Source organism: Paraburkholderia phosphatilytica, from assembly GCF_003443895.1.
Classification (GTDB): Bacteria; Pseudomonadota; Gammaproteobacteria; order Burkholderiales; family Burkholderiaceae; genus Paraburkholderia; species Paraburkholderia phosphatilytica.
The window spans coordinates 200,674-213,339 of record NZ_QQOA01000012.1; the positions used below are offsets into that span (position 1 = coordinate 200,674).

At 65.7% G+C, this 12,666-nt stretch carries 14 protein-coding genes and 1 pseudogene; 4 read left to right on the forward strand and 11 right to left on the reverse strand.

What is annotated here, in order from left to right:
* Nucleotides 1-70: 70 nt before the first annotated feature.
* The 9 genes from ldcA to DVS29_RS15850 all read right to left on the reverse strand — a co-directional run bounded on the left by ldcA (nt 71) and on the right by DVS29_RS15850 (nt 8,625).
* Entirely contained in the window at nt 71-997 is a 927-nt protein-coding gene (gene ldcA / locus DVS29_RS15810; RefSeq protein WP_118181398.1) for a muramoyltetrapeptide carboxypeptidase, read from the reverse strand.
* Complete coding sequence (tadA, locus tag DVS29_RS15815) at nt 997-1,695, reverse strand: tRNA adenosine(34) deaminase TadA (RefSeq protein WP_118181399.1); 699 nt, start codon at nt 1,693-1,695, stop codon at nt 997-999. Before tadA ends, ldcA begins: the two co-directional genes overlap by 1 nt.
* Before the next feature lie 38 nt (nt 1,696-1,733).
* Nucleotides 1,734-2,135 (reverse strand): DnaJ family domain-containing protein, encoded by a 402-nt coding sequence (locus DVS29_RS15820; protein ID WP_118181400.1) that lies wholly within the window; start codon nt 2,133-2,135, stop codon nt 1,734-1,736.
* A gap of 251 nt (nt 2,136-2,386) precedes the next feature.
* A complete protein-coding gene (locus tag DVS29_RS15825; RefSeq protein WP_164707930.1) occupies nt 2,387-2,962 on the reverse strand; it encodes a 2'-5' RNA ligase family protein in 576 nt (191 codons plus the stop codon).
* A 93-nt stretch (nt 2,963-3,055) separates the two neighbouring features.
* Nucleotides 3,056-4,423 carry a sensor histidine kinase gene (locus tag DVS29_RS15830; protein WP_118181402.1) on the reverse strand — a complete coding sequence of 456 codons (1,368 nt, stop codon included), beginning with the start codon at nt 4,421-4,423 and terminating at the stop codon, nt 3,056-3,058.
* On the reverse strand, nt 4,413-5,090 hold the full coding sequence (locus DVS29_RS15835) for a response regulator transcription factor (RefSeq protein ID WP_118181403.1): 678 nt from the start codon (nt 5,088-5,090) through the stop codon (nt 4,413-4,415). Before DVS29_RS15835 ends, DVS29_RS15830 begins: the two co-directional genes overlap by 11 nt.
* 29 nt (nt 5,091-5,119) lie before the next feature.
* The gene (tcuC, locus tag DVS29_RS15840; protein ID WP_420816114.1) at nt 5,120-6,430 is read right to left on the reverse strand and encodes an MFS transporter; all 1,311 of its coding nucleotides are present in this window, start codon (nt 6,428-6,430) and stop codon (nt 5,120-5,122) included.
* Nucleotides 6,431-6,551: 121 nt separating this feature from the next.
* Complete coding sequence (locus DVS29_RS15845) at nt 6,552-7,541, reverse strand: quinone oxidoreductase family protein (protein ID WP_118181405.1); 990 nt, start codon at nt 7,539-7,541, stop codon at nt 6,552-6,554.
* Nucleotides 7,542-7,569: 28 nt separating this feature from the next.
* Complete coding sequence (locus tag DVS29_RS15850; RefSeq protein WP_118181406.1) at nt 7,570-8,625, reverse strand: ABC transporter substrate-binding protein; 1,056 nt, start codon at nt 8,623-8,625, stop codon at nt 7,570-7,572.
* A gap of 312 nt (nt 8,626-8,937) precedes the next feature.
* Here DVS29_RS15850 and DVS29_RS15855 point away from each other — a divergent pair, with 312 nt between their 5' ends.
* From DVS29_RS15855 to DVS29_RS15870, 4 genes are all read left to right on the forward strand, one after another.
* A complete protein-coding gene (locus tag DVS29_RS15855; RefSeq protein ID WP_118181407.1) occupies nt 8,938-9,546 on the forward strand; it encodes a hypothetical protein in 609 nt (202 codons plus the stop codon).
* 204 nt (nt 9,547-9,750) lie between these two features.
* Nucleotides 9,751-10,284 (forward strand): hypothetical protein, encoded by a 534-nt coding sequence (locus DVS29_RS15860; RefSeq protein WP_118181408.1) that lies wholly within the window; start codon nt 9,751-9,753, stop codon nt 10,282-10,284.
* Between the two features lie 134 nt (nt 10,285-10,418).
* A complete protein-coding gene (locus DVS29_RS15865) occupies nt 10,419-10,901 on the forward strand; it encodes a DUF2778 domain-containing protein (RefSeq protein ID WP_118181409.1) in 483 nt (160 codons plus the stop codon).
* Entirely contained in the window at nt 10,898-11,176 is a 279-nt protein-coding gene (locus DVS29_RS15870) for a hypothetical protein (RefSeq protein ID WP_118181410.1), read from the forward strand. Before DVS29_RS15865 ends, DVS29_RS15870 begins: the two co-directional genes overlap by 4 nt.
* A 58-nt stretch (nt 11,177-11,234) precedes the next feature.
* Here DVS29_RS15870 and DVS29_RS15875 read toward each other — a convergent pair whose 3' ends face one another.
* Together DVS29_RS15875 and DVS29_RS15880 are read right to left on the reverse strand one after the other, a co-directional pair.
* Nucleotides 11,235-12,149 (reverse strand): glutaminase, encoded by a 915-nt coding sequence (locus tag DVS29_RS15875; RefSeq protein ID WP_118181411.1) that lies wholly within the window; start codon nt 12,147-12,149, stop codon nt 11,235-11,237.
* 99 nt (nt 12,150-12,248) lie between these two features.
* Nucleotides 12,249-12,666, reverse strand: a pseudogene (locus DVS29_RS15880) (hypothetical protein); the annotation flags it as partial.

The window sequence follows — 12,666 nt, forward strand, 5'->3', positions numbered from 1 at the left end:
CCTCATCGTCCGCCCTGCCCTGCTGCGACTGGAATCGCGCGATCCGGATTCGTCTGCTGTTTCGCTCACGTCACGAAAGTGTGGGATAGCCGGACAGCTCCAGCGTAAAACCATGCTCGTGCACGACGAGACGCGCGTCGGCGCCCACCGGCAAGGTCGCCATATCCGGAATGTGGCCGAACGGCAGCCCGGTGATCACGGGAATCCCCACCACCGAGCGGATCTGCTCGATCATCGCGCGCAGATCGTAGCCGTTGTCGTAGTCGAACGGCTTGTGACCCGAGAAGTCGCCCAGCACCAGCGCCTGCTGCTTCTCGATGATGCCCGCCAGGTGCAGCTGGTACAGCATCCGCTCGATCCGGAATGGCTGTTCGTTGATGTCCTCGACGAACAGGATGCCGCCCTCCACGGGCGGCATATACGGCGTGCCGACGAGCGCCGACAGCACCGCGAGATTGCCGCCCCACAGCGTGCCTTCCACGTCGGCCGTCTGTGCCTGCGGCGCCTTGACGGTCAGACTCAGGTCGGGCTGGGTCAGCACGTCCCAGAAGTGCTTCATCGTGAAACTGCTCAGGTTCTCCGCGCCGAAGTCGCTGACGAGCATCGGGCCGCCGAAGGTCGTCAGACCCGAGCGCGCCAGCAGCGCGAGCTGGATCGCAGTGAAGTCGCTGTGGCCGACGAACGCGATCGGCTCGCCGGTCAGGCGGCGCTGCAGCCCTTCGTAGTCGAGGCCGTGCAGGATGCGCACCGCGCCGTAGCCGCCGCGCACGGCCAGCACGATATCCGGCAGCGGTTGCGTCGGGTCGGCAAGGCGGTTCAGCTCGGCGGCGCGCTCGCCGTCAGTGCCCGCGAAGCGCTGGTAGCGGCGCTCCGTCGACTGCACGCCTTCCACATGGTGTCCCTGCGCGCGCAGGCGGTGCAGCGCGCGGTGCACGGCTTCCGGGTCATGCGGATAGCCGGACGGCGCGATCAGCTGGATGGTGCGATGAGCGGTCATCAGGGGTCGTTCGAAGGAGCGGGATTATCGGTCGCGGGGTCCGGCGGAGATTCGCGGCCAGCGCCATCTCGCGCGGCCGCGTCGGCGGAAGCTGAGGCTTCACCGGCAACCTCGACGTCCCGCGCTGCCGCGCGCGCGGCCCGGATCGCGCGCCGCCGCTCCGCGAAGAAGCTGCTGAGCGACGCGCCGCATTCGTCGGCAAGGACGCCGCCGAGTACGGTGGTGTGGTGGTTGAGCTGCGCATTCGCGAACGCATCGACGACGCTGCCGCACGCGCCCGTCTTCGGGTCGCGGGCGCCGAACACGACGCGCGCGATGCGCGCGTGCATGATCGCGCCGGAGCACATCAGGCAAGGTTCGAGCGTCACGTAGAGCTCGCAGCCCGGCAGCCGGTAGTTCGACAGCGCCTGCGCCGCGTTGCGCAACGCGACCATCTCGGCGTGCGCGGACGGGTCGTGTCCGCTGATTGGATGATTGAAGCCGGACGCGATGACCTCGTCGCCACGCACAAGCACCGCGCCAACCGGCACCTCGCCGACCGCGCGCGCCTGTTCGGCCGCTGCGCGTGCGAGCGACATGAAGTGCCGGTCACGATCGGTCACTTCAAAAACGGGTTCGACGGAGTCAGAAGGGATCGCCGGGCTGGTGGATACGCCTGCGGCGGCATCGGCCGCGGAGCCCGCATCGGGAAGGTCCATCTCAGACGACGACGCCCCGGGCGGCAACCGCGTCGCGCTCACTGCGCTTCCGCGGCCGGCGCCTCGCCGCCGCTGGCACGCTCCGACAGGCGTTCGGCGACACGGCGGCAGTATTCGCGCGGCACGACCAGCGGGCCGCCGCGCAGCGATTCGAGCGCCATGCCGAGTGCGAGCATCTTCGCCTGCAATTGACCACGCAACGCGCAGTCGCTGACAGCGGCGAGTTCACGGCGCAGTTCCGACAACGCCCGCAGGTGTTCGACGGCCGGCGGAACGAAGCCGGCGTTCTTCAGGATGCGGTTCGCCACGCGAACCTCCTCCGGCACCATCAGGTCGTCGTCCAGATCCTGTGGCTGACCGGCCCCGGGCAGGTCGTCGAACTCGCCGCGCGCGGCTGCTGCGGCAATACGCTGTTCGACCAGTGCATCAAGCAATTTCATCGAGAATCCACTACGTTGCGGCTGGTGCATTCTATCAGGGAGCGCAACGATCCATCGGCGCATTCCTGGTTCATTCCTGGTATACGCCGTCTAGAGAATGCCTTGCGCGAGTCCCCCGATCCCTGCCAGGCATGGGATTCCCACGGGTTCACCGGTGGCCGCCGATGCCCGTTGTATTTGTCCAACCAATAGCGGCCGCGGGGCTGCTACGTCGGGCCGCCGCACGCGCCGGACGATGAACCCGGGACCGCTCACTGCAACGCCCACCGCCCAAGCTCGACGTACTTCGACTGACCGAGCAGGCTATGCACGAGCACCACGTCGCGGACGGTCCAGCTGACCGGCTCGACGGGCGTCTCCGGCAGCGACCGCGGCGAGCGCAGCAGCGTCATATGCGGCGTAATCGCGCTGCGGGACGGAAACGGCACGCCGGCCGCGCGCAGCGATTCGGCGAGCCTGCGCCGCAGCGCGACGATCGCGTCGTTGCCCGCACCTGCGAGCAGCACCAGCGGATGCGCCTGCCCGCCCCGAAAGCTCGTCATCCGGTCGAACGTTACGTCGAACGGCGCGGCGGCCACTTCGGTGGCGGCCTGCCCCGCCGCTGCCACGACGGGCGCCGGTAACCCATCGTAGTCTCCCAGCGGACACAGCGTGACGTGCAGGCGCTCGCGCGAACGCCTGGGCTTGAGCCCGAGCTGGGTGCGCAGCCGCGCGGTCAACGCGTCGACGCGCTCGGCGACCTCCGGCGGCGGCATCAGCATCAGCAGCAACCGGTCGGTCGGCGCCCAGGAGGGCTCGACACCGGGTAGCAACAGTTGTTCGATCATGGCGGTTCCAGTCGGTCTGCCGTGGGCAGCTCGCATCGCTATTTTACTGTATATATATACAGTATTCGTCGTAGAAATGGAACACCCGCGTGCTTACCGCTCCGGAGGAAATGCCACCGAAACCATCAACCCCCGCCCGTCCGCCGCCGGACCCTCTGCGAGCGTGATCTCCGCGCGATGCGCGCGCGCAATCTCACGCACGATCGCGAGACCGAGCCCGCTGCCCTCTTCCGCCGATGCGCGGAAGAACGGCTCGAACACCCGCGCGCGGATCTCCGCCGGAATGCCCGGCCCGTCGTCGGCGACCGACAGCACCACGCGCTCGTCGCGCGTCGCCACGGAAAGCGTCACGTGGCCGCCCGCCGGCGTATAGCGGATCGCGTTGTCGATCAGGTTGAAGAGCAGCACCGACAGCAGCTGCGCGTTGCCCATCACGCTGACCGGCTCGTCGAGCTGCACCGAAAGCTCGATGCCGCGCCGCTGCGCGAGCAACGCGAGCTGCTCGATCGTATCGGTGGCGACCGCGCGCAGGTCCACAGGCTCGCCTTCAAAATGCGCGTAGTCGGCCGCTTCGGCCTGCGCGAGCAGCAGCAGCTGGTTCGTCAGCGCGACCAGCGAGCGGTTGCTCCGGTGCATCGCGAGCAGTGTGTCCTTCACTTCGTCGAGATCGTTCTGCCGGCGCGCGAACTGCAGCTGCGTGCCGAGCAGCGTCAGCGGCGTGCGCAGCTGATGCGCGGCATCGGAAATGAAGCGCCGCTGGGTCGCGGTCTGCCGCTCGATGATCTCGAGGCACTGGTTGAACGCATCGATGATCGGCCGCAGTTCATTGCGCAGCGGGTCCGCGCGCACCCGCACCGACGCGTTCGGCGTACGCGCGAGCATGCCGCGCGCGAGCCGCACCAGCGGCCTGAGTTCGAAGGTGAGCCCGACGCACACCAGCACGACGGCGATCGTCACGATGCCGGCGAAGTACAGCATCTGCGGCCGCCACAGCTGCGCGGCCATCGCGTCGCGCTGCATCGTCGTGCGGCCGACCGACACCACGACCAGCCGGCTCGTGCCCGAGTCGTACATGCGCCGGATCACCGCGACCGCGCGGATCGGCTTGCCGTCGACGCTCGCGTCGTACCACTCCGGCGACTCGTCGGGCACACGCACGGGAAAATCGGAGGTGCCGGCGATCGTCGCGCCGTTCACCTCGCGGATATTGAAGAACACCTGATCGCCGTACGGCGAGCTGAGAATCTCGATCGCGCTCGGCGAGATTTCCGCGTGCAGATAGCCCTTCTGCCAGCGGATGTCGCCCGCCATCACGCGCGCCGACGACAGCAGCGAATCGTCCTGCAGGAGGCTCGCGACCTGCTGTGCGTTATCGCGCGAAATCACGCCGGCCGCGACGACGAAGACCGTCATCGGCACCAGCAGCCACAGCAGCAGACGCAGCCGCAGGCTATTCGTCATCGTCGCCGTCTTCGAGCAGATAGCCGAGACCGCGCAGCGTGATGATGGTCGCGGTGCTCTTTTCGAGCTTCTTGCGCAGCCGCGACACGTAGATCTCGATCGCATCCTCGCTCGTCGCGACGTCCGCGTTGCTGAGCGAATCGGCGAGCATCGCTTTCGCGACGGTCTTCTTCGCGCGCAACATCAGCGCTTCGAGCACCGCGTGTTCGCGCGGCGTCAAGGTCAGCGGCTCGCCTTCCACGGCGAACTGCCGGCGATCCATGTCATAAGCGAGATTGCCGCACTTGAGGCGGTTGCTGCGCGACGGCGCCTGCCGGCGCGCGAGCACCTTGACGCGCGCGATCAGCTCGCGCGCATCGAACGGCTTCACGATGTAATCGTCGGCGCCGGCGCCGAGACAGACCACTTTCTCGTCGACCGCGCCCGTCGCCGTGAGGATCAGCACGGGCGTCTCGTCGCCGCGCTCGCGCATGCGGCGCAGCACGCTCTTGCCGGACATCTCCGGCAGGTTCAGGTCCAGCAGCACCACGTCGTACGGCACGCCGCGCACCGCGCGGTCGGCGGCCTCGCCGTCGCTCACGCGATCGAGCGCGAAGCCGTCGTCCTCGAGGATGCGCGCCAGCCAGTGCGCGAGTTGGTCATTGTCTTCGACGAGCAGCAACCTCATTGCCTCTTTCCCACCCTTCCCGGAAGCGTTCATGCCGCCTTGTACTGCTCCCGGGATTGGGCCGAGCGGTACACGACCAGCGTGGCGATGGCGCCGCACAGACCCGCGAATGCCATCCACGCGCCGGGTGCGGCCTTGTCGCCGGTAGTATGAATCAGCCACGTCGAGATTGCCGGCGTGAAGCCGCCGATCACGGTTGCCAGGCTGTAGGCCATAGAGAAACCGGTGGTGCGGACTTCAGCGGGCATCAGCTCGGTCAGCGCGACGACCATCGCGCCGTTGTACCACGCATAGAGCACCGACAGCCACAGTTCGACGATCAGGAGACGCGTGAACGACGGCGCGCCGACGAGCCACTGCATCGCCGGGTAGGCGGTGAGAATGGTCAGCACCGTGAGGACGAGCAGCATCGGACGGCGGCCGACGCGATCCGACACGGCGCCCGAGATCGGCAGCCAGATGAAGTTCGACACGCCGACGCACACCGTCACCAGCAGCGCATCGACCGACGTGAGCTTCAGCACGACCTTGCCGAAGGTCGGCGTGTACGCGGTGATCAGGTAGAACGACGCCGTCGTCATCACGACGAGACCCATGCCGCACAGCACGAGGCCCCAGTTCTGCGCGATCGACTTCATGATCTCGCTCATCGACGGATGGTGGCGGCGCTTCTCGAACTCTTCGGTTTCGCGCAGCGAGCGGCGGATCACGAACAGGAACGGCACGATCAGGCAGCCGATCACGAACGGCACGCGCCAGCCCCACTCGTCCATCGCGCCGTGCGGCACGACGGTGGTCATCAGCACGCCGAGCGCGGACGCGAACACCACCGCGACCTGCTGGCTGCCCGACTGCCACGCGCAGTAGAAGCCGCGGTTGCCCTTCGTCGCGATCTCCGACAGGTACACCGACACGCCGCCCAGTTCCACGCCCGCGGAGAAGCCCTGCAGCAGGCGGCCCGCCAGCACGATGGCCGGCGCGAGCAGGCCGATCGACGCATAGCCCGGCACGAGCGCGACGCACGCGGTACCGATCGCCATCAGCGTGAGCGACAGGATCAGCCCCTTGCGGCGGCCGTGACGGTCGATGTACGCGCCCAGCACAAGCGCGCCGATCGGGCGCATCAGGAAGCCCGCGCCGAACACGGAAAACGCGAGCATCAGCGACGCGAACTCGTTGCCGGTCGGGAAGAACGTCTTCGCGATCGCAGCGGCGTAGTAGCCGTAGACCATGAAGTCGTACATCTCGAGGAAGTTGCCGCTGACGACGCGGAACACCGCGCCGAGGCGCGATTGCGACGCGGCGCCGCCGGCTGCGGCAGCGTTGGTCGAAGTGGAGATTGCCATGGTGGCCTCGCAGTTAAAGACAACAACGGACGTTCGGCTCAAACGCGCCCCGGCGGCCAGGCAGACCGCCGCGTCCGGATAAGGTTGACGACAAAGTGACGGTCGGCTCAGCGCATCAGCCGATGACCATCACGGATTTCCCAAGCTGCCGGCGCGACTCCAGCGCTTCATGCGCTTCTTCCACGTTGGCGAGCGTATAGCGGCCGCTGATCGCGATATCCAGCGTATGGTCGAGACAGGCAGCGAAAATCTCGTCGGCGCGGCGCTGTACCGTTGCGCCGTCCGCGAGATGATCGGCCAGCCGGGGACGCGTGAGAAACAGCGACCCCGCTTCACCGAGTTCGTAGGGATCGAGATTGTCGAGCGAGCCCGACACCGATCCATAGTTGACGACGAGCCCACGCACGCGCGTCGCGCGGAAGCTGTCGCGCAGCGTCGTGCGGCCGACGGAATCGAACACGACGTCGACGCCGCGGCCGTCCGTCGCTTCGCGCACGCGGTCCGCAAAGCGGCCGTCTTCGTACAGCATCACGTGATCCGCGCCATGCCTGCGCGCGACCTCCGCCTTCGTGTCGGTGCTGGTGGTGGCGAACACGGTCACGCCGCGGCGCTTCGCGAGCTGTACGAGCAGCTGACCGATGCCGCCCGACGCCGCGTGCACAAGGCAGGTGTCGCCCGCCTGCAGACGCGCGACGTCGTCGAGCAGGTAGTGCGCGGTCGACCCTTGAAAGATCGCCGCGGCGGCGAGTTCGTACGAAATCGCCGCCGGAATGCGAGCGACGCGTGCCGCCGGCACCACCGCGTACTCCGCATACGAGCCCCACGAGATGCACCACGCCACGCGATCGCCCGGCGCGCACGAGCGCACGTTCGCGCCCGTCTGCACGACCTCGCCCGCGCCTTCCATGCCGAGCGTGCACGGCAGACGCACCGGGTAGGTTCGCGACGCGCGGTACTTGCCTTGACGCGTGTGCACGTCCATGAAGTTGATGCCCGCGCAGGCAACGCGGATCAGCACGTCGTCCGGTCCCGGCGCCGGGATCGCGACGTCGACGCGCTGCAGGACTTCAGGTCCGCCGTACTCCTCGATGCGTATCGCTTTCATGGGTGTCGTCCGTATCGTGTCGCGATGCTCAATGCGCGGGCGCCATCGACGCGCCCGGGTTCGATGCCAGATTCGGCGAGCGCGCGGCGTCGTCGGCGAAGGTGTTCGTGTACGTGCGGCCGAGGTCCACGTGACGCGGCACGATCGACGGGTTCACTGCTGCGAGCGCGGCGAGCGCGGTCTGCGGCGCGCCGTCCGGCATCCTGCCGTCGGGACTGAACGACGGAATCGATGCCGCCAGCGCCTTCACGTACAGCGCGCGGTCCACGCCGGAGAAATCCTTCGGCAGCACCGCGGCGATCTGCTCGGCGTTGTGCGACTTGATGAAGCCGAGCGTGCGCACGAGCGCGCGCACGAGGTGCCGCGTGTCGTCGCGGTGCGCGGCCACCCACGCGCGCTGCATGTACAGGCACGCACCGACGTACGGGCCGCCGAGCGCGGCGCGCGTGCCGTCGCGATCGCGCATGTCGACCACCACGTGCGCCGTCCCGTCAGCCAGCAAACGCGACGCGGTCGGCTCTTCGATCATGCCGGCGTCGACGGTGCCCTTGCCAAGCGCAGTGACGAAGCCGCTCTCCGAGCCAAGCGGCACGACCGCGTACGCATTCGGCCCGACGCCCGCGCGCTGCGCGAGATAGCGGGTCAGGAAATAGGTCGATGCGCCGAGACCCGTCACGCCGAGCGTGCGGCCGCGCACGTCGGTCATCGCCATGAAGTGCGGCGCGGCTTTGGTCGACGCGAGCTCGACGAGCCCGGCCGCGTCGTAGAACACGACGACCGCTTCGATGTCCTGGCCACGGCTTTGCAGGTCGATGGTGTGGTCGTAGAAGCCTGCCGCGCCCTGGATCGCGCCCGCGATCAGCTCGGTGGCGGTGTCGACGCCGGCCGGCTGCGACAGGATTTCGACGTCGAGCCCTTCGTCGCGGAAGTAGCCGAGCTGCGAGGCCAGCACGACCGGCAGGTAGACGATTTTCGCCGCGCCGCCCGTCATCAGCGTCACCTTCTGCGCGGCGGCCATGGGCGCCCAGCACAGGATCGAGCATGCCGCGAGCGCGAGCATGAAGGATCGGGTGATGGATGGCATGACGGCGAGTCTCCTGGGTTTTGTGAGTGTGCAGCCTTGCGGCTTTGCAGCGGGACGCGTGGGCCGTGGATGGGCGCGGCGCGCGGCACTGCACTTTGGCGGGAGTATAGAAACTGGCTGCCTTCTGCCTGCTTTCGGGGGTGATGGGAATTCGTGGGTGTTTACCCGGAGTGGGGCACCCAAACGGCGCCGCCACGCGTTCGATTACGGCCTCACCCCGCCCCAGTGAACTTTGCGTGACGCCAGCCGAAATGGCTTGCGTTCGCCCCTGTTTGGCCTATCAATCGTATGAGAGGTCAACGGGAGACTGACATGCGTACAGTCCTCATCGTCGGCGCGCTTGTGTGCAACGCGACCCTGTCATACCCCGACAGCAGCCCGGGTTCCGCAGCAGGCCAGTTCGACGACCACCGCATCCCGATGGTGTTCGACGCACAGGGCAAGACGGTCGGTCCCCTCGTGTCGGCATCGGGCGTCAGCGGCGTGTTCATCACGATAAACGGCGCGTTCACCTTCGTGCCGATCATCCATAGCGCGCGCAACTATACCAACGGAAGACTGGAAGCCGAACGTTCGTCATCACAGTACCAGTGGTCGGACAGTTCTGCCGTAGCCTACGCGTCCTCCGATTGCAGCGGTACGCCGCTGATCCTGCAGATCGGCAACTCGGAAGACGTTTCCGTCGGCCGGCCATCCACCGCGATCAGGAATGGCGCGGACGTCACCGTGTACGTCGCCAGCGATACGTATTCGAGTCTCAACGCGGCCGGGTCGATCCTCAGTCTGAACAACGGCGCGCCCGGCTCATGCATCCCCCAGGGTCCGGGCACCCTCGCGGCGCCGACATGGCCCGCGGAGAGCGCTTATCCGATTACGCAGCACTATCCCGAGCCGCTCAAGGTCGGATATGGAGATCGGTAGCCTGCGCCGCGCGGCATCCGCGAATACCGCGTGCCCCCTCAAAAAATCGACCTTCCCGTCCGCGTCGTCAATCTCTGGAAAACGAGAAAGCATCAAACAACACACCCGACGATTGTCGCGCGACTCCGAGTAAAGGGCCTCTTGTCTTTCAGGTGCCTCGTCCGCCGTTGGCTATGATGGTGTATGCCACGGCGGAGAAGAGCCATGAAAAGAGCCATCGAAATATCGGATCTTGCGCTCAAGACGCTGTCATGCATCGCCATTCTGTGCGCAGGCGGATGGGCGCTCTGGGTGTTCTGGCTCGGAGGCGCCACGGACTGGCAGGCAAATATCGCGGTCGACACGCAAGTCCTGCCTTATCGCGACGACCTGCGACTACTGGTCGTCCACGTAAAAGCTAAAAATCCGCGCAGCACCAGTTTCGACCTCGACAGCACGCAACATGATTCTTACACGCTACGGGTGCGAAAGATCGCAACCGACGGCAAGGCCGGGACTGTATTTCACGAGGACGAAGGCGACCTGATCGCAAGCATCGATCTTCTGAAACTAGCCAGCGGAAACTATGAATTCCTGCCTGGCGCTGAGATGGACGACATGCAGACGATCGTTCTTCCGGCCGGCTCCACCATCACGCTGACTGCCGACATGGAGTTGCATACCGGCAGCGTCGATGAACATGGGAATCCAGACACCGATTCGAACGGCGCTTCGACTGTCGTGCGTATTGAACCGTAACGGTCGCCATGATCGATCGCGGTTAGTCGATCTGACATGTAATGCGCATAAAGCAATCAGCATTTGACATCTCTTATTGCGCGAGCCGGCGCTTCCACATAGCGTATCGCCGTTACCACCACCGACAGCACAAGATGCCAGCACAGTGCATATTCACCCTGAATCGCCAGTCAGTCTCGGCGTTATACTGCGTGGGCCTCGGCGGCATGGCCGCGTTCTCAGGCAAGCCGGGCTACGTGGACAGTCCCGATGCCGAGGCTGTGCCTGATGCCGGACCTATCCCGAAAGGCACCTACTACATCATCGCGCGCCAGAGCGGCGGTCGGCTCGGCTGGCTATGGGACTGGGTGAAGGATAACGCATCGCACGTGCACCACGACAACTGGTTCGCGCTCTACCGCAACGACCGCATCGTAAGCGACTACATGTTCATCAATGGCGTGCGGCGCGGCAACTTCCGGCTGCATCCGAATGGACGGTTTGGCATAAGCGAAGGGTGCATTACGCTGCTGTCGCCAACGCAGTTCGACCGATTGCGCACGTGGCTGCTTTCGCAGCACACAAAGATAATCCCAGGCACGACCATTCCTTACTACGGCACGGTAACAGTTCGATGAAAGCGATTCTGCGTTTGTTGTTAGCAATAGTACTGACCGTACCGGTTTTCCTCGTGCTGACGAAAATCGACGCGATCCCCGGTTGGCTGTATAGCGACAACGGGTACGCAGCGCTGCATCCGCTATTCGTCCTGTTCGGAGCGGTCGGTGTCGAAGGTCACGAAAGCGTGGTGGCCGGCGTACTGCTGGTCGCCAGCTTCATCATTGCCACCGGCATCGTATGGGGCGCGTCGGGCCTCATCAGTCGTTCAAGATTGCGGGCAAAGAACACCTAGCACGACGCGCAGAGTGATCATGTGGCTTCAGAGATGCACATCGAAGCCCCGTCCCCCCTCAAAAAATCGACCTTCCCGTCCGCGTCGTCAACCACTCCAACGCCATCACCCCTGCCAGCGAATTGCCATTCGCATCGAGCCCCGGCGACCACACGCACACCGCCATCTCCCCAGGCAACACGGCGACGATCCCCCCGCCCACACCGCTTTTAGCCGGCAAGCCCACGCGAAACACGAAATCCCCGGCCGCATCGTACGTACCGCACGTGAGCATCAACGCGGACAATCGCTTGGCCGAACTCGAATCCAGAATCCGCTCGCCCGAAGCGGGCACCACGCCTCCATTGCTCAGGAACAAAGCCGCCTTCGCGACCTCGACGCAGTTCATCTCGATCGCGCATTGCCGGCAGTACGCATCGACGACCGTCTTCGCCGGCATTTCCAGGTTGCCGAAGCTCGCGATGAAATGCGCCATCGCGCGGTTACGCTCCGCATGCTCGAGCTCGGAACGCGCCACCCGCATGTCGTAGTCGATAGTGCGTTCGCCGGTAAGACGTCGCATGAATTCGACGAGCGCCGTCTCCGCCTTCACGAAGCGCCGGCACAGCACGTCGGTCACGACGAGCGCGCCCGCGTTGATGAACGGATTGCGCGGCTTGCCCTGCTCGGATTCGAGCTGCACGAGCGAATTGAACGCGGTGCCCGACGGCTCGCGGCCCACGCGCTGCCACAACGCATCGCCGATGAGCCCGAACGCGAGCGTGCATGCGAACAGCTTCGAGATACTCTGGATCGAGAAGCGCGTATGCGCGTCGCCGACATGGTGCACGTCGCCCGCCACCGTGACGATCGCCATGCCGAAGCGGTCGGCGGAAATCTTCGCGAGTTCGGGAATGTAGTCAGCCACGTGGCCCTTGCCGAGCCATGGCCTCACGTCATGATGGATCTGTTCGAGAATGCCGGCGTAGTTCATCAATATCGTTCATCAGGATCGTTCATCGGGTTCGTCATCAAGCAAACGGCCGGCGCATCGCTGCGCCGGCCGTCATGTGAATCCGGAGTCGCCAATCGCTCAGCGCATCGGCGTCAGCTCGCCGAGTTGCGCTGCATCGGTTTGCGACATCGGATCGTCATCGATCGCGTCACGCTCATCAAGATACGACGAACGATACCCCGACTTCACGCCCCAGAAATAAAACACCAGCGACACCACGATCACCGTCAGCATGTCCCAGCCGTACGGAATCACGTCGTGGCCGCCGAACTGTTTGCTGCCGATCAGCGACAGCAGCGCCATGATCGGCAGGTACGCCACCAGCCACCACGCCGCCTTCATGTCCTGGTTGAAGCCCGTGAAGCCCACCTTCGCCTGGTAGTAGAAGAACACCGGCAGTGCCACGACCATCAGCAGGATGATCTCGCCCGTCAGCGGCCACTTCGCCCAGTACAGGATCAGCGATGCGCACACGAACGCGAACGGCGCGATCACC

Excerpts from the sequence above, each read along its gene's own strand:
- ldcA (WP_118181398.1), bottom strand. The coding sequence starts at position 997 with ATGACCGCTCATCGCACCATCCAGCTGATCGCGCCGTCCGGCTATCCG.
- tadA (WP_118181399.1), bottom strand. The coding sequence starts at position 1,695 with ATGGACCTTCCCGATGCGGGCTCCGCGGCCGATGCCGCCGCAGGCGTA.
- DVS29_RS15820 (WP_118181400.1), bottom strand. The coding sequence starts at position 2,135 with ATGAAATTGCTTGATGCACTGGTCGAACAGCGTATTGCCGCAGCAGCC.
- DVS29_RS15825 (WP_164707930.1), bottom strand. The coding sequence starts at position 2,962 with ATGATCGAACAACTGTTGCTACCCGGTGTCGAGCCCTCCTGGGCGCCG.
- DVS29_RS15830 (WP_118181402.1), bottom strand. The coding sequence starts at position 4,423 with ATGACGAATAGCCTGCGGCTGCGTCTGCTGCTGTGGCTGCTGGTGCCG.
- DVS29_RS15835 (WP_118181403.1), bottom strand. The coding sequence starts at position 5,090 with ATGAGGTTGCTGCTCGTCGAAGACAATGACCAACTCGCGCACTGGCTG.
- DVS29_RS15845 (WP_118181405.1), bottom strand. The coding sequence starts at position 7,541 with ATGAAAGCGATACGCATCGAGGAGTACGGCGGACCTGAAGTCCTGCAG.
- DVS29_RS15850 (WP_118181406.1), bottom strand. The coding sequence starts at position 8,625 with ATGCCATCCATCACCCGATCCTTCATGCTCGCGCTCGCGGCATGCTCG.
- DVS29_RS15855 (WP_118181407.1), top strand. The coding sequence starts at position 8,938 with ATGCGTACAGTCCTCATCGTCGGCGCGCTTGTGTGCAACGCGACCCTG.
- DVS29_RS15860 (WP_118181408.1), top strand. The coding sequence starts at position 9,751 with ATGAAAAGAGCCATCGAAATATCGGATCTTGCGCTCAAGACGCTGTCA.
- DVS29_RS15865 (WP_118181409.1), top strand. The coding sequence starts at position 10,419 with ATGCCAGCACAGTGCATATTCACCCTGAATCGCCAGTCAGTCTCGGCG.
- DVS29_RS15870 (WP_118181410.1), top strand. The coding sequence starts at position 10,898 with ATGAAAGCGATTCTGCGTTTGTTGTTAGCAATAGTACTGACCGTACCG.
- DVS29_RS15875 (WP_118181411.1), bottom strand. The coding sequence starts at position 12,149 with ATGAACTACGCCGGCATTCTCGAACAGATCCATCATGACGTGAGGCCA.